The sequence below is a fragment of the Hydrogenophaga taeniospiralis CCUG 15921 genome (assembly GCF_001592305.1).
In the GTDB taxonomy this organism is placed as follows: domain Bacteria; phylum Pseudomonadota; class Gammaproteobacteria; order Burkholderiales; family Burkholderiaceae_C; genus Hydrogenophaga; species Hydrogenophaga taeniospiralis.
On the sequence record NZ_BCWR01000003.1, the window covers coordinates 59,758 to 79,032 of the forward strand.

19 protein-coding genes and 1 tRNA gene are annotated in these 19,275 nt (G+C 66.9%); 12 read left to right on the plus strand and 8 right to left on the minus strand.

The window, feature by feature from the left end; genetic code table 11:
- Nucleotides 1–12 precede the first annotated feature (12 nt).
- Nucleotides 13–492, plus strand: a complete 480-nt coding sequence (locus HTA01S_RS03825; protein ID WP_068167301.1) for a YqaA family protein — start codon at nucleotides 13–15, stop codon at nucleotides 490–492.
- A gap of 31 nt (nucleotides 493–523) precedes the next feature.
- Here HTA01S_RS03825 and HTA01S_RS03830 read toward each other — a convergent pair whose 3' ends face one another.
- Nucleotides 524–1,330 carry a helix-turn-helix domain-containing protein gene (locus tag HTA01S_RS03830; protein ID WP_068167274.1) on the minus strand — a complete coding sequence of 269 codons (807 nt, stop codon included), beginning with the start codon at nucleotides 1,328–1,330 and terminating at the stop codon, nucleotides 524–526.
- Nucleotides 1,331–1,504: 174 nt separating this feature from the next.
- Between HTA01S_RS03830 and HTA01S_RS03835 the strand changes: the two genes are divergently transcribed.
- Nucleotides 1,505–3,172 carry a tannase/feruloyl esterase family alpha/beta hydrolase gene (locus HTA01S_RS03835; RefSeq protein WP_068167275.1) on the plus strand — a complete coding sequence of 556 codons (1,668 nt, stop codon included), beginning with the start codon at nucleotides 1,505–1,507 and terminating at the stop codon, nucleotides 3,170–3,172.
- Between the two features lie 9 nt (nucleotides 3,173–3,181).
- Here the strand turns inward: HTA01S_RS03835 and HTA01S_RS03840 are convergent, their stop codons facing one another.
- The 3 genes from HTA01S_RS03840 to HTA01S_RS03850 form a co-directional block, all read right to left on the minus strand.
- Nucleotides 3,182–3,955 (minus strand): RNA pseudouridine synthase, encoded by a 774-nt coding sequence (locus tag HTA01S_RS03840; RefSeq protein WP_068167276.1) that lies wholly within the window; start codon nucleotides 3,953–3,955, stop codon nucleotides 3,182–3,184.
- An 8-nt stretch (nucleotides 3,956–3,963) separates the two neighbouring features.
- Nucleotides 3,964–5,055, minus strand: coding sequence for a redox-regulated ATPase YchF (ychF, locus tag HTA01S_RS03845; RefSeq protein ID WP_068167277.1), 1,092 nt, complete (start codon nucleotides 5,053–5,055; stop codon nucleotides 3,964–3,966).
- A gap of 94 nt (nucleotides 5,056–5,149) precedes the next feature.
- Nucleotides 5,150–6,043 (minus strand): MOSC domain-containing protein, encoded by an 894-nt coding sequence (locus tag HTA01S_RS03850; protein ID WP_068167278.1) that lies wholly within the window; start codon nucleotides 6,041–6,043, stop codon nucleotides 5,150–5,152.
- Between the two features lie 84 nt (nucleotides 6,044–6,127).
- On the opposite strand from HTA01S_RS03850, the gene HTA01S_RS03855 reads away from it, so the two are divergent.
- From HTA01S_RS03855 to HTA01S_RS03865, 3 genes are all read left to right on the plus strand, one after another.
- Nucleotides 6,128–7,312 (plus strand): FAD-dependent monooxygenase, encoded by a 1,185-nt coding sequence (locus tag HTA01S_RS03855; protein WP_068167279.1) that lies wholly within the window; start codon nucleotides 6,128–6,130, stop codon nucleotides 7,310–7,312.
- A 54-nt stretch (nucleotides 7,313–7,366) separates the two neighbouring features.
- Entirely contained in the window at nucleotides 7,367–8,080 is a 714-nt protein-coding gene (locus HTA01S_RS03860) for a DsbC family protein (protein ID WP_068167302.1), read from the plus strand.
- A 119-nt stretch (nucleotides 8,081–8,199) separates the two neighbouring features.
- Nucleotides 8,200–10,071: a M61 family metallopeptidase gene (locus HTA01S_RS03865; RefSeq protein ID WP_407656090.1), complete on the plus strand. Its 1,872-nt coding sequence runs from the start codon at nucleotides 8,200–8,202 to the stop codon at nucleotides 10,069–10,071.
- Nucleotides 10,072–10,150: 79 nt separating this feature from the next.
- Here the strand turns inward: HTA01S_RS03865 and HTA01S_RS03870 are convergent, their stop codons facing one another.
- The 4 genes from HTA01S_RS03870 to HTA01S_RS03885 all read right to left on the minus strand — a co-directional run bounded on the left by HTA01S_RS03870 (nucleotide 10,151) and on the right by HTA01S_RS03885 (nucleotide 13,369).
- Nucleotides 10,151–10,693 carry a hypothetical protein gene (locus HTA01S_RS03870; RefSeq protein WP_068167280.1) on the minus strand — a complete coding sequence of 181 codons (543 nt, stop codon included), beginning with the start codon at nucleotides 10,691–10,693 and terminating at the stop codon, nucleotides 10,151–10,153.
- A gap of 137 nt (nucleotides 10,694–10,830) precedes the next feature.
- Entirely contained in the window at nucleotides 10,831–12,126 is a 1,296-nt protein-coding gene (gene paaK / locus HTA01S_RS03875) for a phenylacetate--CoA ligase PaaK (RefSeq protein ID WP_068167281.1), read from the minus strand.
- The gene (gene paaI, locus HTA01S_RS03880) at nucleotides 12,123–12,563 is read right to left on the minus strand and encodes a hydroxyphenylacetyl-CoA thioesterase PaaI (protein ID WP_068167304.1); all 441 of its coding nucleotides are present in this window, start codon (nucleotides 12,561–12,563) and stop codon (nucleotides 12,123–12,125) included. Before paaI ends, paaK begins: the two co-directional genes overlap by 4 nt.
- Complete coding sequence (locus HTA01S_RS03885) at nucleotides 12,563–13,369, minus strand: enoyl-CoA hydratase-related protein (RefSeq protein WP_084235836.1); 807 nt, start codon at nucleotides 13,367–13,369, stop codon at nucleotides 12,563–12,565. Before HTA01S_RS03885 ends, paaI begins: the two co-directional genes overlap by 1 nt.
- Nucleotides 13,370–13,534: 165 nt before the next feature.
- On the opposite strand from HTA01S_RS03885, the gene HTA01S_RS03890 reads away from it, so the two are divergent.
- The 7 genes from HTA01S_RS03890 (at nucleotide 13,535) to miaB (ending at nucleotide 19,209) form a co-directional block, all read left to right on the plus strand.
- On the plus strand, nucleotides 13,535–14,323 hold the full coding sequence (locus HTA01S_RS03890) for an enoyl-CoA hydratase (RefSeq protein WP_068167283.1): 789 nt from the start codon (nucleotides 13,535–13,537) through the stop codon (nucleotides 14,321–14,323).
- A complete protein-coding gene (locus tag HTA01S_RS03895) occupies nucleotides 14,320–15,756 on the plus strand; it encodes a hypothetical protein (protein WP_157571966.1) in 1,437 nt (478 codons plus the stop codon). The genes HTA01S_RS03890 and HTA01S_RS03895 overlap by 4 nt, the downstream gene beginning before the upstream one ends.
- Before the next feature lie 84 nt (nucleotides 15,757–15,840).
- A tRNA-Met gene (locus tag HTA01S_RS03900) sits at nucleotides 15,841–15,917 on the plus strand.
- Between the two features lie 68 nt (nucleotides 15,918–15,985).
- The gene (locus HTA01S_RS03905) at nucleotides 15,986–16,546 is read left to right on the plus strand and encodes a YaeQ family protein (RefSeq protein ID WP_068167285.1); all 561 of its coding nucleotides are present in this window, start codon (nucleotides 15,986–15,988) and stop codon (nucleotides 16,544–16,546) included.
- A gap of 13 nt (nucleotides 16,547–16,559) precedes the next feature.
- The gene (locus HTA01S_RS03910) at nucleotides 16,560–17,240 is read left to right on the plus strand and encodes a class I SAM-dependent methyltransferase (RefSeq protein WP_218017303.1); all 681 of its coding nucleotides are present in this window, start codon (nucleotides 16,560–16,562) and stop codon (nucleotides 17,238–17,240) included.
- A gap of 132 nt (nucleotides 17,241–17,372) precedes the next feature.
- Nucleotides 17,373–17,753 (plus strand): hypothetical protein, encoded by a 381-nt coding sequence (locus HTA01S_RS03915; protein WP_245637997.1) that lies wholly within the window; start codon nucleotides 17,373–17,375, stop codon nucleotides 17,751–17,753.
- A 118-nt stretch (nucleotides 17,754–17,871) separates the two neighbouring features.
- Nucleotides 17,872–19,209, plus strand: a complete 1,338-nt coding sequence (miaB, locus tag HTA01S_RS03920) for a tRNA (N6-isopentenyl adenosine(37)-C2)-methylthiotransferase MiaB (RefSeq protein ID WP_068167286.1) — start codon at nucleotides 17,872–17,874, stop codon at nucleotides 19,207–19,209.
- Nucleotides 19,210–19,275: the final 66 nt, after the last annotated feature.

The following is a 19,275-nucleotide window of genomic DNA, read 5'->3' on the forward strand; positions in this document are numbered from 1 at the left end:
CACACCCCCTTCATGCCCGACTGGCTCCTGTCCCTGCTGCACCTGCTGGCCCTGCCCGAAGTCGGTCTGGGCACCCTCTTCGTGGTGGCCTTCATCTCGGCCACGCTGCTGCCGCTGGGCTCCGAACCCGCGGTGTTTGCCCTCATCAAGCTCAACCCGGAACTGTTCTGGCCCGCCATCTTGGTGGCCACGGTGGGCAATACCCTGGGCGGCGCGGTGAGCTGGTGGATGGGTTACGGCGCGCACAAGGTGGTGGACAAGGCACGCCACGGCACCCCCACCCACCTGCGCGCCGTGGACTGGCTCGAACGCTTCGGCCCCAAGGCCTGCCTGCTGTCGTGGTTGCCTGGTGTCGGCGACCCCCTGTGCGCCGTGGCGGGCTGGCTCAAGCTGCCGTTCTGGCCGTGCCTGGCCTGGATGGCGGTCGGCAAGTTCGCGCGCTATCTGACCATGACCGGCGCGCTGATCTGGGTGTTCCCCGGGGGACTCTGAACCCTGGCCCCACCGCTGGCAAGCCGCACCATCATGGGGTTCCACGGCAATCCACAAATGCGCGGGGGGCCAACATCTCGGTGGGCAGCAGGTCGAAATAGCGCCTGATGGCTCGCGTTGCATGGGAGGCATCGTAGAAACCTCCGGCGTTGACCAGTTCTGTAGCGCATTGCGGTTGCCCTTTCTGCTGCGCCTCGCACGCCGTGGCGGCCACCTGATACAACCTGACCCAGGACTGGTAGCTGGACAGGGTCATGCCAACTTGTTGCCGGAAAAGCTTGCGCACATGTTCCGCCGACAAGCCAAGCTGATGGGCGATGGCCGCCGGGTCTGCGCGCCCCTCGCCTCGCTGGTGCAAGCGCGCGCGCAACCCGACCAGGCGGGGGTCCATGCGCGACAGGCCATCGGACCATCCCGCCACCTCGGCCAGCACGTCAGCCACCCAGCGCTGGAGCTGTTCAGCGCGCACTTCGCCGTTGCACAGGTCCGCCAGATCGATGCCGTGGCGCGACATCAAATCAGCAGCGGGCCAGGGCAGCACACGGCCCTGCGCGCGCCGTTGCAGGCGGCTCCCCTCATCGGACAATGGATCCACATAGAGGAACGCCAGCGCACTGGGCCGGATCAGTTGGCTCCAGACACCGCTGGCGTGGAGCAGCACGGGGGCACAGACCTCGCTTCCGTCTCGCAATGTCAGCGTGGCGGGCGTATCCGCCGGCCCCAACACCAGCGCCGGTGCCACGTTTTCAGCCAGATTGAAGACCAGTTCCGGATCGGCATACAACAGCCAGTCGCGGCCCAGATAGACCGTCCCGGAAATGGCGTGGGGTGCCGGCATCAGTGATTTCCCTCAGTTCCCCGTGGCGTACAAGACGCTGAGCCACCCGCTTCCTAGCATGGGCCTTGCCCGTCGCACGGATCTGACCGCATTGCGCAGGCCAGCCATGCGCGAGGAGACACATTCTTGCAAGGAAGCATTTTGATGAAACACGCACTCAGCATAAACCCGGCCATGGCCGGGTGGGTCACCCGCCCCGCAAACCGGCCTGTCCGAAAGGCCGCCCTGGGCAGCTCCTTGGTCGTCGCGCTGCTGCTCGGCGCCTGCGCAGGAAACGGACCACCTGCCCCTCCGTCGGCCCAACCGCTCGCCAAGTCGTGCGCGAGCTTTTCGCCCAGCAACCTGCCCGCCAACGCGAAGTTCCTCAGAACCGAACTGCGACCCACACAAACCGTTGAGGAATCCCACTACGGCACCAAAGAGCCCATCACCCTGCCAGAAGCGTGCATCGTGCGGGGCACGATCGTCTCAGGCCCGGGGTCCACGATCCAGTGGGCCGTTGAGCTGCCAGAGGGTTCGGACTGGAATGGCAAGACCATCACGCTGGGGGGCGGTGGATTCGACGGTTTCATTCCCACCGACGATCCCTGGCACGTGAAGTACGTGCTCGGTGAATCTGCCCTGCCGTTCGTGCGCATCAGCTCCAACTCGGGCCACGATACCGAGGACTTTGCGTGGGGCGTTGACGAAACCGCGCTGAAAAACCACGCCTATGAAGCCAACCACCTGGTCTTGCAGGTGGGCACGCACATCGCCAGCCAGTTCTACGGCAAGGCGCCCACCCGTCGCTACATGGTCGGACACTCCAACGGGGGGCGCTCGGGTCTGATGGCGGCGAGCATGTACCCCAAAGACTACGACGGGGTGCTCGCCCTGGCACCGGCGATCAGCCAGCAGGCCCATCAGGTCAACATGGGTGACTTCAATCGATGGATCTATGGCCAGGGGAGCAAGGGCACCGTGCCCGCACAGTCCCACTGGATCAGTCCCGGCAAATCGGCGCTGTTTGCCGCCGCTGAAATCAAGGCATGCGACACGCTGGATGGACTGAAGGACGGCATCATCGGCAACGTCGAAGCCTGCAACTACGTCCCGACCGACCTCCGGTGCGCCGACGACGTGGCGGGAGCCCAGGACGACACTTGCCTGACCAGCGGCCAGATCGAAGCGATCCGCCTCAACTACACAGACAAAACCGTTCCCATCACACTGTCCAACGGCATGACGGGCTACGAGCGCTATGGACGGGGGGGAGCGGCCACCGGCGACTGGCAGGTGTATGCCTTTGGATTCGAGTACGGCGGCGACTTCCTGCGCAAAGGCTTCAGCTACATTGCGCCGACCGCGGTCATCCAGGCGCTGACGGGCTCACCAACGGCCGACTCCATCAGCCACGACCCGCTGACGATGGCGGCCCGATGGAAAGCGCTGTCGGACACCATGGAGCCGAAGACCAACCTGACAGAGTTCGCCCAACGCGGCAAGCTACTGGTGTGGTACGGCCTGGCCGACACCTGCGTATCGGTGTACCGCACAGCGGCCTATCTGGACCAGGTGCGCCAGAACGGCGGCGGCACCGCATTCAATGGCTTCGCACGCTTTGTCACCTCGCCGGGTGTCGGTCACGACCTCACCGGCCCGGGAGCCGCCAACGCCGACCTCATCACCGCGCTGGTGAACTGGGTGGAAAGAGACGTCGAGCCCAACCGGCTCGTGGCCACCGGCACCTCGGACAAGGGCAAGCCGTTTGAGCGCCCGCTGTGCCCCTACCCCAGCTTCCCCAGGTACAACGGCAGCGGTGACCCCAACAAGGCGACCAGCTTTACGTGCTCCGCAAGCTGATCCCGCGCCTCAGAAGCGCTCGTAACCCAGCAGGTAGCGCCACTCGCCCAGCGGCAGACCGGCCAGGCCGATGCGCCCCAGGCGCAGGCGCCGGATGGCCGTCACCCGCAAACCGGCGCGCTCACACAGGTGCTCCACCTGACCGGGCCGCGTGCCCTTGATGGCCAGGCGCAGGCGCAGCTCGCTTTGCCAGCTCGCACGCGCCGAGGGCAGGCTCCAGCCGTCGAAAAACAGGGCCTTGCCGATCGACTTCAGCACCGCGTCGCGCCGGGCCTCGTCTTCCAGCTCGGGATCGGCCGCCACCTCGACCAGCCATTCGTGCTCGAGCTGGGCGGACTCGTCGCCGATCTTGCGTGCCACCCCCGGGTTCTGGGTGAACACCATCAGGCCACTCATCGCGGTGGACAGGCCCGCCACCGGCAGCAGCTTGTGGCGGTGCGCCTTGAGCGGGCGCACGCCCGAGCGGTCGCCCTTGAAGCGGTTGGCCATGGTGAACAGCCCGGCCGCCACGTCGTCGGGCAGCGGCGACACATCGGGCAGGGCCAGCCCGGCGGGCTTATGCCAGATCAGCGTCATGGAGGCCAGCGGCTCCAGCTTGGCCTTGGGGTCCAGCGTGACCGTCTGCCCCTCGCGCACACGCGCCATGGGCTCTTCCACCACCACGCCGTCCACCCGCACCCAGCCCCCCGCGATGTAACGCTCGGCATCGCTGCGCGAGCAGGGGATTTGCGCCGCCAGGCACTTGGCCAGGCGTTGGGGTTCGGACCGGCCGGTATCGGACATGGGTGCGTTCAGGACGAGAACAGGAAGTTCATCACGTCGCCGTCCTTGACGACGTAGTCCTTGCCTTCGGCGCGCATCTTGCCCGCGTCCTTGGCACCCTGCTCGCCCTTGTAGGTGATGAAGTCGTCGAAGGCGATGGTCTGGGCGCGGATGTAGCCCTTCTCGAAGTCGGTGTGGATCACGCCAGCGGCCTGCGGGCCGGTGTCGCCCACGTGGATGGTCCAGGCGCGCACTTCCTTCACGCCGGCGGTGAAGTAGGTCTGCAGGCCCAGCAGCTTGTAGGCGGCGCGGATCAGGCGGTTCAGGCCCGGTTCGTCCTGGCCCAGTTCCTTCAGGAATTCGAGCCGGTCGGCGTCGTCCATCTCGGACAGCTCGGCCTCGATCTTGGCGCAGATGGCGACCACGGGCGCGTTCTGTTTCGCGGCGAAGGCCCGCAGCCGGTCCAGGAAGGGGTTGTTCTCGAAGCCGTCTTCCGACACGTTGGCCACGAACATGGCCGGCTTGGCCGTGATCAGGAAGAACTGCTTGAGCTGCGCCTGCTCTTCCTTGCTGAAGTCGATGGTGCGCACCGGTTGCGTGTCGTTCAGCGCGGTCTGGCATTTCTCCAGAATGGCGAGCTGCTTGATGGATTCCTTGTCGCCCGAACGCGCGGTCTTGCTCACGCGGTGGATCGCTTTTTCCACCGAGGCCAAGTCGGCTAGGCAGAGTTCGGTCTGGATGACCTCGATGTCGGCGATCGGGTCGACCTTGTTGGCGACGTGGATCACGTTGTCGTCTTCGAAGCAGCGCACCACGTTGACGATGGCGTCGGTCTCGCGGATGTGCGCGAGGAACTTGTTGCCCAGGCCTTCGCCCGTGCTGGCCCCGGCCACCAGGCCGGCGATGTCCACGAACTCGACGATGGCCGGCACCACGCGCTCTGGCTTCACGATCTCCGACAGCTGCGCCAGCCGCGGATCGGGCACTTCCACCACGCCGGTGTTGGGCTCGATGGTGCAGAAGGGGTAGTTTTCAGCGGCGATGCCGGCTTTGGTCAGCGCGTTGAAAAGGGTGGACTTGCCGACGTTGGGCAGGCCCACGATGCCGCATTGGAGGCTCATGGCGGGGCTTTCAGATTCTGGGGGAAACCTGGGATTTTAAAGGGCGGACCGCTGCGCGCCCATCCAGGCCAGGCGCGCAGGGCTGCCGAGGCCTTCAGTCGAAGCGCCAGTCGGCCCGCACCACCTGCCCCACGCGCAGCCACTGGCCGGCGCCTTCGAGCGCGATGGCGTTCATGCCGAAAGTGACGGCGCCGTTCATGCGCGGGTCCTGGCGGTAGGTCTGCAGCGCATCCCCCACCGCCGGGCTGGCGATGGCGGTCTCGGGATCGATGTTGGGGATCGGACAACGCGCGCAGGGCTTCACGGTTTCGATCACCGCGACGCCTTCGGCGGTGGCAACGTGCATCGGTCCGATCCGGTCTTCGTCGTGCGCCTCCAGGCCCCCCAGCACGATGTTGGGCCGAAAGCGCCGCCCGTCCACCGGGGCGTGGCCGGCTGGCGCCAGCCGGGCATTGAGCTCGGCCAGCGAAGCGCTGCTGGTCACCAGCAGGCCAAAACCGTCGGCGAACTGCGTGACGGCCTCGCGCCCACCGGTCCACTTCAGGCTGCACAGGCGGCGCACCTCGGGGTCGAAACGCGCCAGGCGCAGGCGTTTCAGACCAGCCGGCGCATCCGGCCCCAGGAAGTCGCTGAACCACTGCGCCGCCACGTCGCCCATGTCGTAGGCGTCCACCGCGTCGTCCCACACCCGCACGCGCAGCGGCGACTCCGCCGCGTCCAGCGCCAGGTGCAACGCCAGCATGCCCGGCGCGCGCAGCACCAGCTGGCCCAGTTTGAAGGACGGCTGGATCAGCGCCATGCGCGGCAGTTCGCGCTGGGAGACGAAGTCGCCCTGGGCGTCCACCACCATCCAGGACCGGTCGTAGGCCAGTCCGGTCTCGGTGAGTTCGGCCTCGGTGAGCGAAATGCCGGCACAGGACTTGATCGGGTAGATCCAGAGCTGTTCGATGGTGGCCTGGACATCGGCGGGCGTGGAGGTGTCGATCATGGCGGGACCCAGGGTTGTCGGGGCGGCAAGGGCATTGCGCTGCCATCGCCGGGCCAGATTGTGCCCTGCTCCTAAAATCCAGCCATGTCGCAAGCTTCCCCCCGTTCCACGCACCGGCGTTTTGACGTGACCATCCGAGGCGGTGGCGTGGTCGGGCACACCCTGGCCCTGCTGCTGGCACGCGACCGCCTGCGGGTGGCGCTGGTCGACGCTCCGCCAAGGCCAGCGACCGGCGGCGCCGACGTGCGGGCCTATGCGCTCAACGCCGCCGCGCGCGATCTGCTGCGCTCCGTGCGCGCCTGGCCCGAAGACACACTCGCACCCGCGGGCGCCGGTACGTCCGATGCCCCGCCCACGGTCACCCCGGTGAGCGGCATGGAAGTGTTTGGCGATGGCCGCGGCGAACTGCGTTTTGGCGCCGCGGACCAAGGAACGGACGCCCTGACCTGGATCGTGGACGTGCCGGCGCTGGAGCAGCGGCTGGCCCACGCGGTGCATTTCCAGGGCGGCATCGAATGCCTGAACGAGGCCCCGCCCGCCGCGCTCACGGTGATCTGCGAAGGCAAACGCAGCGCGACCCGCGCCGAACTCGGGATGGAGTTCGAGGTGCGGCCCTACCCCCACAAGGCCCTGGCCACCCGGCTGCGCTGCGCCCGGCCGCACGGTGGCGTGGCCCGCCAGTGGTTCCGCAACGGGGAAATCATGGCTTTGTTGCCGCTGGGTGGCGCGCAGGGGAACTCCGTGGCGCTGGTCTGGTCATTGGAGACACAGCAGGCCGATGCCTGGCTGGCGGCTGCCCCGGAAGCGCTGGCGCAGGCGGTGCAGGAACGTTGTGGACAGGCCCTGGGCGAGATGCAACTGGAAAGCCCGGCCCAGGCCTGGCCCCTGGAGTTGGCCCGCGCCAGACGCTGGATCGCCCGCACCGCCCAGGGCAGTGTGGCGCTGGCCGGTGACGCGGCCCACGCCATGCACCCGCTGGCCGGACAAGGGCTCAACGTCGGCCTGGCCGACGCCGCCGAGCTGGCCCGCGTGCTGCACGAGCGCGAGTACTGGCGCGAGCTGGGCGATCTGAAGCTGCTGCGGCGCTACGAGCGCGCGCGGCAGGCCGATGTGAACGCCATGGCCTGGGTGACCGACGGTCTGTTTGGCCTGTTCGCCCAGACCGACAGCCGCATCCGGTCCCTGCGCAACTGGGGCATGCAGGGCGTGGACCGCCTGGGCCCGCTGAAACACTGGCTGGCCCGCCAGGCCATGGGGCAGACGGGCTGACAGACCGCCTTGCCGCTCTTTTTCTTCATACCGTCAACGCCCACGGGCACCACCATGAAACCCATCAAGACCCTCCTGCTCGCGCTCATCGCCACCTTCTCGCTGGGCGCGTTGGCGCAGGAAGCTGCCATCCGCAAGAACCTGACCGAGCGTCTGCCCAACCTGCCGAAGATCGACGAGATCCGCAAGACGCCGATGGAGGGCGTGTACGAAGTTCGGGTCAACCACAGCGAGCTGTTCTACACCGACGCCGAAGGCAACTACCTGATCCAGGGCACCATGATTGACACCAAGGCCCGTGTGGACTTGACCGAGCAGCGCCTGGAAAAACTCACCGCGATCGCCTTCAAGGACCTGCCGCTCAAAGACGCCTTCACCGTCGTGCGCGGCAACGGCAAGCGCCAGATGGCTGTGTTCGAGGACCCCAACTGCGGCTACTGCAAGCGCTTCGAGCGCGACCTGCTCAAGATCGACAACGTGACCGTGCACGTGCTGCTGTACCCGATCCTGAGCGCGGACTCGGGCGAGAAGTCGCGCAACATCTGGTGCGCCAAGGACAAGGGCAAGACCTTCATCGACTGGATGGTCAACGACGTGACCCCGCCCGCGGCCAAGTGCGACGCCGCCGCCGTGGCGCGCAACTTCGAGTTTGGCAAAAAGGCCCGCATCACCGGCACGCCCACCATCATCTTCGCCGATGGCTCGCGGGTGCCTGGCGCCATCGGTGCCGACCGCGTCGAAAAGCTCCTGTCAGAAGCCAAACCCTGACCCCGCGCCGCACTGGACGAACCCCATGACACCCCTCTCGTCCGCACGCTGGGCCACGCCGGGCTGATGGCCTCTGTGCTGCGGGCACCCCCCGGCTGTTTCATTGGCGCAGGAGCCCTGTGAGAAAAAAAACCACCCCCACGACGCCCTCCCCCCGCTCGCTGCGCGCCAGCACACCGGCCCAGCCCCGCCCCCAGGTGCACCACCGGGTGGAGCTGCACAGTACCCAGGCCCACCTGTTCGCGGTCACGCTGAGCATTGACCGCCCCGCGCCCCGGCAGCGGCTGAGCCTGCCGGCATGGATACCGGGCAGCTATCTGGTGCGCGAGTTCGCGCAACACCTTCAGGGCCTGGAGGCGACCCAGGGGGGTGAGCCGGTGCCCATGCGCCAGCTCGACAAACACAGCTGGCAGGTGGAGACCCGCACCGGCGAGGCGCTGGTGCTGCGCTACCAGGTCTACGCCTTCGACCCCTCGGTACGCACCGCCTTTCTGGACAGCACGCGGGGCTTCTTCAACGCCACCAGCCTGTGCCTGCGGGTACTCGGCCAGGAAGACCAGCCGCAGGCTTTGGAACTGGTGCCCAGCCCGTCCACGCCAGGCTGGCAGGTGGCCACCGGCCTGCCGTCCCACAGTGTTGACAGCGCCGGATTCGGCCATTACCGCGCGCAGAACTACGACGAACTCGCCGACTGCCCGGTGACGCTGGGCCTGTTCTGGAGCGGCGAGTTCACCGCCCATGGGGTGCCCCACCGCTTCGTCGTCAGTGGCGCCGGCGCCTGGATGGACGGCGCGCGCCTGCTGAACGACACGCGCCGGATCTGCGAGGAACAGATGGTGTTCTGGCACGGCGATGCCCCCACACCGCCGTTCCAGAACTACGTGTTCATGCTGCACGCCAGCGACGACGGGTACGGCGGGCTGGAACACCGCAACTCCACCGCGCTGATCTGCCAGCGGGCCGATCTCCCACGGCTCACAACGCCGCCTCCCGAGAAACCCCCGGCGCTCAAGGCCACCGACGGCTACACCACCCTGCTGGGCCTGATCAGCCACGAGTATTTCCACACCTGGAACGTCAAGCGCCTGCGCCCGGCCGAGTTCAAGCGCTACGACTACACCGGCGAAAACTACACCGAGCTGCTGTGGTTTTTCGAGGGTTTCACCAGCTACTACGACGACCTGATCCTGCGCCGCGCGGGACTCATCGACGACAACGCCTACCTGCAACTGCTCACCAAGACCATCAACCAGGTGCAGCAGACGCCGGGGCGCCTGGTGCAGAGCGTGGCGCAGGCCAGCTTCGACGCCTGGGTGAAGTACTACCGCGTCAACGAAAACACCGCCAACGCCACGGTGAGCTACTACACCAAGGGCTCGCTCGTGGCGCTGTGCCTGGACCTGACCCTGCGCGCCGAAGGCCACACCACGCTGGACGCGGTGATGCGCGCACTCTGGACGCGCTGCGAGGGCGGCCCGCTGCGCGAGGCCGACGTGCTGCGGGTGCTGCAGCAACTGGGGCGGCGCAGCTTCAAGGAAGAGATCGCCCACTGGGTGCACGGCACGGACGACCTGCCCACAGGCGACCTGCTGCAGGCCCAGGGCGCCAAACCGACGCTGGACAAGGCCCCGCTGGCGCAACAGCTGGGCCTGCGCGTGAGCGAGGTCGGCGGCCTCACGCTCAAGACCGTGCTGCGCGGTGGCGCCGCCGAAGCCGCGGGCATGGCCGCCGGAGACGAGTGGCTGGGCGTGGAGTTCGCGGCGCCCCGCCGCGGCGGCGCCGCCGAAGCCTGGCGCATCCACAAGCTCGACGAGGTGAACCTGTTGCGGGGTCAGCGAACGCAGCTGGTGGCGCTGGTGTCTCGCGACAAGTGCCTGCTGCGCTGCCCGCTGGAGTGGCCCGCCCCGACCCAGGCCGTGCGGCTGGGGGTGGGCGACGCGGCGCGTCTGGCGCAGTGGCTGGCACCCGTGGCCGGCTTGCTCGAGCGCTGATCAATTCCTCATACGGTTTCGCCTTCAAGCGCAGAACAAGGCGAGCCAACGCCGTTATGCGTTTGAAGGCGAGACCGTATCAGTGCTTGGGCAGCAGGGGCACCAGTTCCTGGTCAAAACGTTGCACTGCGGCCGCGTTGCGGTAGTTGCTCAGCGCGTCCCGGATGCGCGGCAGCAGGGCCTGCAGATCGGCCGGGCTCTTGCAGCCCTCGACACGGATGGCGGTCAGCTCCCCCATAGGACCCAGCTGGTCGTTGATGTAACGCACCACCATGCGCCGGGCCTCGGAGTACGGCAAGGTCTGCGGTGCGGGGGCTGGTGCTGGCGCTGCGGCCACGGCGGACGGCTCTTCGGCCGGGGCCGCCGCGTCCACCGCCGCCCCGGCGTCGGACGAGGCCCGCTGCACCGGCTGCCCCGAGGCATCCACCTCCACCACCCAGCCCGCCTCGACCAGCTGTTCGAGAGAGGCCAGCGCCCCGCCGAACTTGACGAGTTCGGCCACGTTTTTCTTGCCATCGACCATGATCAGCGCCGAGCGCAGCCTCGGCCCGAGTTCGGGCGGGCGCGCAGCCAAGGCCTCACGGCCTTTGTCTGTTTTGGCGAGCAGGGTGTTGTTGTCCATGAATTCCCATTGATTGCATGCGCAATGTAGGCCCGCACGCACGCGCTGCCAACCGGGTTAGCCCCGATCGGCGGTCATTTGAAGGGAATTGTTGCGAACGCGCCGCGAGCCCCTGGCCCGCGCTCAGCGCTCAGCGCTCAGCGCTTGCGCAAATCCACCACCCGCTTGGCCTTGCCCTGGCTGCGCTCCACGCCACCCTCGGGCCGCAGCTCGACCTCCACATGGCTGCCCACGAACACCTTCACCTCGTGCTGCAGCCGTTTGGCGGCAGCGCGCGCCTCGATGCTCGCCGGGTCCAGGCCGGGCTGCGTTTCCACCCGCACGGTCAGGCTGTCCATGGGGCCTTCGCGGGTCAGCACGCACTGGTAGTGCGCGCTGAGTTCGGGGCGTTTGAGGATCAGTTCCTCGATCTGGGTCGGGAACACGTTGACGCCGCGCACGATCATCATGTCGTCGCTGCGGCCGGTGATTTTTTCCATGCGGCGCATGGTGCGCGCCGTGCCCGGCAGCAGGCGCGTGAGGTCGCGCGTGCGGTAGCGGATGATGGGCAGCGCTTCCTTGGTCAGGCTGGTGAACACCAGCTCGCCCATCTCGCCGTCGGCCACCGGCTCGCCGGTCTCGGGGTGGATGATCTCGGGGTAGAAGTGGTCCTCCCAGATCGTCGGGCCGTCCTTGGTTTCGATGCACTCGTTGGCCACACCCGGCCCCATCACTTCGGACAGGCCGTAGATGTCCACCGCGTCGATGTCCATGCGGGTTTCGATCGCCACGCGCATGTCGTTGGTCCAGGGCTCGGCGCCGAAGATGCCGATGCGCAGGCTGCTCTCGCGCGGGTTCAGCCCCTGGCGTTCGAACTCGTCGGCGATGGCCAGCATGTAGCTGGGCGTGACCATGATGATGTCGGGCCGGAAGTCCTGCATCAGCTGCACCTGGCGCTCGGTCTGGCCGCCGCCGAAGGGCACCACGGTCAGGCCCAGTTTCTCGGCACCGTAGTGTGCGCCCAGACCGCCGGTGAACAGGCCGTAGCCGTAGCTCACGTGCACCATGTCGCCCGGCCGCGCGCCGCTGGCGCGGATGCTGCGCGCCACCACGGTGGACCAGGTGTCAATGTCCTTGAGCGTGTAGCCCACCACCGTCGGTTTGCCGGTGGTTCCGCTGGACGCATGGATGCGCGCGCAGCGCTCGCGCGGCACCGCGAACATGCCGAAGGGGTAGCTGTCGCGCAGGTCTTTTTTGGTGGTGAACGGAAACTTGGCCAGGTCGGCCAGCGTCCGGCAGTCGTCCGGGTGCACCCCGGCCGCGTCGAACTTGGCGCGGTACACCGGCGAGTTCTGGTACGCGTGGCGCAGCGTGGCCTGCAGACGCTTGAGCTGCAGTGCGCGCAGCTCGTCGATGCTGGCCTTCTCGATGGGTTCAAGCGGAAAGTGGTTCATGCGCCTGCCTCCTCCGGAAACACCTGGCCGGGAATCACCGCGCTCTTGCCTCTGAACATCGCAATCACCTCACCCTTCTGGTTGCTGACCTTCATGTCGTAGATGCCGTGGCGGCCCTGCAGTACCTGCTCCACGCCCTCGCAGGTGAGCACGTCGCCCTCGTGGGCCGGCTTGAGGAACTCGATGCTGCAGCCCGCCGCCACCGCGTTGCGGTTGTGGCTGTTGCAGGCGAAGGCAAAGGTCGAGTCGGCGAGCGTGAAGATGAAGCCGCCGTGGCAGATCCGGTGGCCGTTGAGGTGCAGCGGCTGCACCTTCATGCGGATCACGGCCCGGCCGGGCTCGACGGTGAGCAGCTCCATGCCCATGGTGTCCTTGCTGGCGACGTCGACCGCAAACATGGCCTCGCCCACACGTTGGGCACGTTCTTCTGGCGTCATCATTCCCCCTTGAACTGCGGCGCGCGCTTCTGGCGGAAGGCCATCACGCCTTCGATGTAGTCGTGGGTGGCGCCCAGGGCCGACTGGGTGTCGCGCTCCACGTCGAGCTGCTGGTTCAGCGTGCGCGTGCCGGCGTCGCGCAGCAGGGTGCGCGTGGAGACCAGCGCCTTGGTCGGCATCACGGCCAGTTTTTCGGCCAGGGCCAGCGCAGCGGCCAGCGGGTCGTCCTGCACGTCCCAGATCATTCCCCACTCTTTCGCCTGTGCGGCGGGCAGTTTGTCGCCCGTCATGGCCAGCGCCATGGCCCGCGCCAGGCCCAGGCGCTCGACCAGGAACCAGCTGCCGCCCGCGTCCGGAATCAGGCCGATCTTGCTGAAGGCCTGGATGAAGCTCGCGCCTGGCGCAGCGATCGCGATGTCGCAGGTCATGGCCAGCGAGGCGCCGGCCCCCGCGGCCACGCCGTTCACCGCGGCGATCACCGGCATGCGCAGCGACTGGATGCGCCGCGCCGTGGGGTTGAAGGCCTGGTGAATCACCGGGCCAGGGTCGGCACGTTTCACGAGGTCCGGCCCCGGCTCGAAGTCGAACTCGGCCAGATCGGCCCCGGCGCAAAAACCGCGGCCGGCGCCGGTGAGCACCAGCGCGCGCACCAGCGGGTTGGCCTCCGCCCGGTCCAGCGCGGCCCACAGATCGTGGTGCATCTGGCGCGTGAAGCTGTTGAGGGCCTCGGGGCGGTTCAGGGTGATCAGGGCAACGGTGCCACGCTCCAGGTAGAGCACGGTGCCGCCCGCAGCGGGGGCATTCATGGGGGCTTGTCTCCTCTGGGGCCGATCCATCGGGTCGGCGTCGGGTGGTTGTGGCGGACAATTTACCATTAGCCGACCCATCGGTCGGCTAATGTTTTCCCTGGGGTGCACCCGGCTATAGTTGACGTTTACGTCAATCTCCACCGATCCACCCGAGGAAACACCATGAGCGACACCACCACCCCCGAACTGATCACCGTGCGCACCGAAGGCCGCGTGGGCATCGTCACGCTGAACCGCCCCAAGCAGCTCAACGCGCTCAACGACCAGTTGATGGACGAACTGGGCGCCGCGCTCAAGGCCTTTGACGGCGACGAAGCCATCGGCTGCATGATCGTGACCGGCAGCGAAAAGGCCTTCGCGGCCGGCGCCGACATCGGCGCCATGGCCAAGTACAGCTTCGCCGACGCCTACAAGGGCGACTTCATCACCCGCAACTGGGAAACCATCCGCAGTGTGCGCAAGCCGGTGATCGCGGCCGTCAGCGGCTTCGCGCTGGGCGGCGGCTGCGAGCTGGCGATGATGTGCGACTTCATCATCGCCGCCGACAACGCCAAGTTCGGCCAGCCCGAGATCAAGCTGGGCATCATTCCCGGCGCCGGCGGCACGCAGCGCCTGCCGCGCGCGGTGGGCAAATCGAAGGCCATGGACATGGCCCTGACCGGCCGCATGATGGACGCCAACGAAGCCGAACGCGCAGGGCTGGTCAGCCGCGTGGTGCCGCTGGACAAGCTGATGGACGAAGCCCTGGGCGCCGCGCTCATGATCTGCGAGTACTCGCAACCCAGCGTGATGGCCGCCAAGGAATGCGTCAACCGCGCCTTCGAAGGCGGTCTGGCCGACGGCGTGATGTTCGAACGCCGGATGTTCCACGCGCTGTTCGCCACGGAAGACCAGAAAGAAGGCATGGACGCGTTCGTGAACAAGCGCAAGGCGGTGTTCAAGCACCAATGAGCAAGCTGTCTCCCGCCCGGTCCGGGCACCGATTGGACAAACTGGCTTTCGCCCTTGGCGCCGTCGCTCTGGGTCTCCTGATTTCGGTGCTGTCGGTGCAGGCCTTCTATTGGGTGTTTCCAGCCCAACCTTCGGCGGAAGTACTGCGGCTCCAGAAAGAAGCCGGCCAACGACCGCTCCAATTCGACAACGGTCGCCGTTTGGCTGGCCTGCTGGCGCCTCAAGGTGAGGATCCGCTGGATGTCGGGCGCTGCCTGTTCCCGGATGCCGAAGAACGGGAGCGAGCGGCGCTGGCTGGCGATCTTGCCGAATATTCTCCAAGAGAAGAAGACCCGCTGCTTCAGGAGAAATGCCTGAAAGGTCAACCGCCACTGGCCCTGCCCGCCACCGTCGCCGATGCCAAGGCGGCGCCCTCCTGGGCGCTTGAAGACTGGTTGAAGCTCGGCAGGGAAACGCCGGATCCGACACTGCTCGTGCGGGCACAGACCGTCTGGAACGGAGGCGACCGTCGCCTGGGTACCGTGTTTTTCAGCCCCGCCGCCGACCAACGTCCGCTGAGCATGCTCGATCAATGGCGGATGGCCGTGGCGGTATTGAAGTGGCACAACGGATCGCGTGGCGAGGCATTGGAGATATGGTCGGCATCGGGCCAGGACGCTATGCGCTCTGCGGAAGGCGATCTGATCGCATCCATGGTCTCCACGACCACGCTGTCCCGGCTGTTGTTGAGCCTGCAAACCGCCGTCTGGTCCAGCGCCACGCTGGATGCCACCGAGGCAAACCAAGCGATGCAGATAGCATCTGCGGCCGAAGGTTTGCCCCAGGCCGTACACCGATCCATGATCGGCGAATGGCAAATGGTGGAAACAACTTACAGAACCTTGGCGTCGAGCGCAGCGCATTCTGAAACGTCTGGTGAATCGACCCAGCGCACCCGAGAGATGGGTTGGACGCCCGTGTTCAAGAGCTTGGTGTACGAACCCGTGGACACGGTCAACCGGTTCACAGAGAAATTTGAAGCCGATCGATCCGCCGTGCTGGCCGCCGCCAACGGGCAAGCGGCCCAGGCGGTGGAGCCAGACAAACCTTGCGACTGGATGGGCGCCTGGTGGCATGTGTGCCGCCCCTACGAACGCAACCCGTTCGGCCGTTACCTGGTCCGCTCAGAACCTCCGGACTACACCTTCTACGGCACCCGCATCGCCGATCTGCGCAACCTCGCCGCCGCCACCCGCCTGACCATCGAAGTGCGGCGCCAGGGTCTGACGGGCGAAGCGCTGACCCGCTTCATCGCCAGCGCACCCGAAGGCATGCGGGATGTCTTCACCCAGCAGGCATTTGCCTATAACCCACAGACGCGCAAGCTGTACATCGTTCTGCGGGAAAAAAGCCACGTGCTGGGCGCTCCCGGAACCTACGAACTGAGCCTGTAAACCCTGCCCCGTCTCGCTGCGACGCCATCGGAAGCACACCTGACTTGAAAACACGCCCATTCTTTGGCTATAATCCTGGGCTTCGGCGATATAGCTCAGTTGGTTAGAGCGCAGCATTCATAATGCTGATGTCGGTGGTTCAAGTCCACCTATCGCCACCAGACAAAAGAAGCGGATCTTGGCAACAAGGTCCGCTTTTTTTCTTGCCCGGCCCGTTTCCCCACCGCCCATGGCCATCAAATCCACCATCTTCAAGGCGAATCTGCAGATCGCCGACATCGACCACGGCTACTACGCCGACCATGCGCTCACCCTGGCCCGCCACCCGAGCGAGACCGACGAACGCATGATGGTGCGGCTGGTGGCGCTGGCCATTCACGCCCACGAACTGCAGGACACCTGCCAGGGCGACGGCACGCTGGCTTTTGGTGCCGGGCTGTCCGACCCGGACGACCCGGATGTGTCCCTGACCGATTTCACCGGCCGCAAGCGCATCTGGATCGAAGTGGGCCAGCCCGAGGACAAACCGCTGTCCAAGGCCTGCAGCAAGGCCGACGCGGTGTTCGTCTACGCCTTCGGCCCGGCGGCCGACGTGTGGTGGCGCGGCATCGAAACCAAGCTGACCCGGCTGGACAAACTGCAGGTCTGGCGCCTGCCCACCGAGGTGGCACCCGCTCTGGCGGGCATGGCCGAGCGCAGCATGCAGCTGCAGGCCACGGTGCAGGAAGGCGCGCTCACGCTCAGCAGCACGCAGGGCAGCGTGCACATCGAGCCGCTGCGCTGGAAGTGACACCCTCCGGGTTGTGCGCGCCACCCCAGCCCTGAATCACACCGAACCGACCATGCTGCCGTGCCCGGTGTGCGAAACCCCTGACAGCCGCGCGTTTCTGGCGGTGGGCGGGCAGCGCTACCGGCGCTGCGAGCGCTGCCATTGCACCTTCCTGCAGCCGGACCAGTGGCCCAGCGCCGAGGCCGAACTGGCCGAATACCGGCGGCACCACAACGACGAACAGGATCCGGGCTACCGACGGCATCTGGCGCAACTGGGCACCCCGCTGCTGCAGCGCCTGCCCCCCAAACAAACCGGCCTGGACTATGGCTGCGGCCCCGGCCCGGCGCTGGCCGGCATGCTGCGCGAGGCCGGCCACACGGTGGCTTTGTACGACCCGTTTTTCCAGCCCGATGCCGGGGTTCTGACGCAGCGCTACGACTTCATCACCTGCACCGAGGTGGCCGAGCACTTTCACCATCCGGCCGACGAGTTCCGCCGCCTGGACCGCCTGCTCAGGCCCGGCGGCTGGCTCGGGCTCATGACACGCTTTCAGACCGATGACACGCGTTTTGCCCAATGGCACTACCGGCGCGACCCGACGCACGTGGTGTTCTACCGCGAGGCCACGCTGCGCTGGCTGGCCGACCACCACGGCTGGACCTGCGAGATTCCAGCGCCCAACGTGGCCCTGATGCGCAAGCCGGTGCCCTGAACCGTCCTGGCCACGGCGCCAGGGGCACGCAACAACCGGGCGCATGAGACAATTCGCCCCTTCCCAGCTCCGTCTTTCCAATCCCGGCTGGGCTTCCCGTTTTTTCCGTTTCACAGCCTCTGGATCTACACCATGAACCGCTGCATTGCTCCCCCAGCCACCGGTCGGCGCCCCACGGTACTGGCACTGTGTCTGATCACGCTCGGCCTCTGGGCCGGCACCGCCCAGGCGCAGACCGCCGGGCAGCGCCCGTTCCCGCCCCAGGCCCTGCGCGGTGTCATGGTGGTGGGGCAGCCGCCGGTCATCACGCTCGATGGTCAGCCCGCGCAACTCTCGCCCGGCGCGCGCATCCGGGGCACCAACAACATGCTCGTGATGTCAGGCTCGCTGGTGAACCAGGAACTGACCGTGAACTACCTGCGCGAGCCCCACGGCCTGGTGCACGAGGTCTGGATCCTGACCGCCGCCGAAGCCGAAGAAAAACGGCCCACGGCCGCCGACCTCAAGAACTGAAGCCCGCGGGTCCGCCCCCGGCCCCGCCCTCCCGCCAGCGACGCCGTCACACCGACACCCCGCTCCCCACCGACCGGCGTGCCAGACCCCGCACGCCCCTTTCGGAGCCCCGATTCTCATGAGCAAAAAAGTCTTCATCAAAACCTTCGGCTGCCAGATGAACGAGTACGACTCGGACAAGATGGCCGACGTGCTGGGCGCGGCCCAGGGCTACGAGCAGACGCAGGACGTCGAAGAAGCCGACCTGATCCTGTTCAACACCTGCTCGGTGCGCGAGAAGGCGCAGGAAAAGGTGTTTTCCGACCTCGGCCGCGTGCAGCACCTGAAGAAAAAAGGCGTGTTGATCGGCGTGGGTGGTTGCGTGGCCAGCCAGGAAGGCGCCGAGATCATCAAACGCGCGCCCTATGTGGACGTGGTGTTCGGCCCGCAGACCCTGCACCGCCTGCCCGAGCTGCTGAACCAGCGCTCCGCGCAGGCGCGGCCACAGGTGGACATCAGTTTTCCCGAGATCGAGAAATTCGACCACCTGCCGCCCGCGCGCGTGGACGGCGCGACTGCCTTCGTCTCCATCATGGAAGGCTGTTCCAAATACTGCAGCTACTGCGTGGTGCCCTACACGCGCGGTGACGAGGTGAGCCGGCCGTTCGAAGACGTGCTGGTGGAGATCGCCGGCCTGGCCGACCAGGGCGTGCGCGAGGTCAACCTGCTGGGTCAGAACGTCAACGCCTACCGCGGCAAGATGGGCGACACGGCCGAGATCGCCGACTTCGCCCTGCTGCTCGAATACGTGGCCGACATCCCGGGCATCGAGCGCATCCGCTACACCACCAGCCACCCCAACGAGTTCACACCGCGCCTGATCGAGGCCTACGGCAAGATCCCCAAGCTCGCCAACCACCTGCACCTGCCGGTGCAGCACGGCAGCGACCGCATCCTCATGGCCATGAAGCGCGGCTACACCGCCATGGAATACAAGAGCACCATCCGCAAGCTGCGCGCGATCCGGCCCGACATCGCCATGAGCAGCGACTTCATCGTCGGCTTTCCCGGCGAAACCGAAGACGACTTCCAGAAGATGATGAAGCTCATCACCGACGTGGGGTTCGACACCAGCTTCAGCTTCATCTTCAGCCCACGCCCGGGCACGCCCGCGGCCAACCTGCCCGACGACACGCCACACGACGTGAAGCTCAAGCGCCTGCAGCACCTGCAGGCCACGATCGAAGACAACGTGCGCCGCATCAGCGCCAGCCGGCAAGGCACGGTGCAACGCATCCTGGTCGAAGGCCCCTCGCGCAAATCCACCCCCGAGGCGCCTGAGTTCATGGGCCGCACCGAGTGCAACCGGGTGGTGAACTTTGACGCCGGCCCGAACGCCGCGCGCCTGGTCGGCCAGATGATCGACGTGCGCATCAGCGAAGCCTTCCCACACTCGCTGCGCGGCGAGGTCGCATGAGCGCCGCCCGGCCGTTCCGAAGGCGCTCAGCCCCGCAGTGCCCAGCACGGAGAGTGGTCCAGTGAG

Excerpts from the sequence above, each read along its gene's own strand:
- HTA01S_RS03825 (WP_068167301.1), top strand. The coding sequence starts at position 13 with ATGCCCGACTGGCTCCTGTCCCTGCTGCACCTGCTGGCCCTGCCCGAA.
- HTA01S_RS03830 (WP_068167274.1), bottom strand. The coding sequence starts at position 1,330 with ATGCCGGCACCCCACGCCATTTCCGGGACGGTCTATCTGGGCCGCGAC.
- HTA01S_RS03835 (WP_068167275.1), top strand. The coding sequence starts at position 1,505 with ATGGCCGGGTGGGTCACCCGCCCCGCAAACCGGCCTGTCCGAAAGGCC.
- HTA01S_RS03840 (WP_068167276.1), bottom strand. The coding sequence starts at position 3,955 with ATGTCCGATACCGGCCGGTCCGAACCCCAACGCCTGGCCAAGTGCCTG.
- ychF (WP_068167277.1), bottom strand. The coding sequence starts at position 5,055 with ATGAGCCTCCAATGCGGCATCGTGGGCCTGCCCAACGTCGGCAAGTCC.
- HTA01S_RS03850 (WP_068167278.1), bottom strand. The coding sequence starts at position 6,043 with ATGATCGACACCTCCACGCCCGCCGATGTCCAGGCCACCATCGAACAG.
- HTA01S_RS03855 (WP_068167279.1), top strand. The coding sequence starts at position 6,128 with ATGTCGCAAGCTTCCCCCCGTTCCACGCACCGGCGTTTTGACGTGACC.
- HTA01S_RS03860 (WP_068167302.1), top strand. The coding sequence starts at position 7,367 with ATGAAACCCATCAAGACCCTCCTGCTCGCGCTCATCGCCACCTTCTCG.
- HTA01S_RS03870 (WP_068167280.1), bottom strand. The coding sequence starts at position 10,693 with ATGGACAACAACACCCTGCTCGCCAAAACAGACAAAGGCCGTGAGGCC.
- paaK (WP_068167281.1), bottom strand. The coding sequence starts at position 12,126 with ATGAACCACTTTCCGCTTGAACCCATCGAGAAGGCCAGCATCGACGAG.
- paaI (WP_068167304.1), bottom strand. The coding sequence starts at position 12,563 with ATGACGCCAGAAGAACGTGCCCAACGTGTGGGCGAGGCCATGTTTGCG.
- HTA01S_RS03885 (WP_084235836.1), bottom strand. The coding sequence starts at position 13,369 with ATGAATGCCCCCGCTGCGGGCGGCACCGTGCTCTACCTGGAGCGTGGC.
- HTA01S_RS03890 (WP_068167283.1), top strand. The coding sequence starts at position 13,535 with ATGAGCGACACCACCACCCCCGAACTGATCACCGTGCGCACCGAAGGC.
- HTA01S_RS03895 (WP_157571966.1), top strand. The coding sequence starts at position 14,320 with ATGAGCAAGCTGTCTCCCGCCCGGTCCGGGCACCGATTGGACAAACTG.
- HTA01S_RS03905 (WP_068167285.1), top strand. The coding sequence starts at position 15,986 with ATGGCCATCAAATCCACCATCTTCAAGGCGAATCTGCAGATCGCCGAC.
- HTA01S_RS03915 (WP_245637997.1), top strand. The coding sequence starts at position 17,373 with ATGAACCGCTGCATTGCTCCCCCAGCCACCGGTCGGCGCCCCACGGTA.
- miaB (WP_068167286.1), top strand. The coding sequence starts at position 17,872 with ATGAGCAAAAAAGTCTTCATCAAAACCTTCGGCTGCCAGATGAACGAG.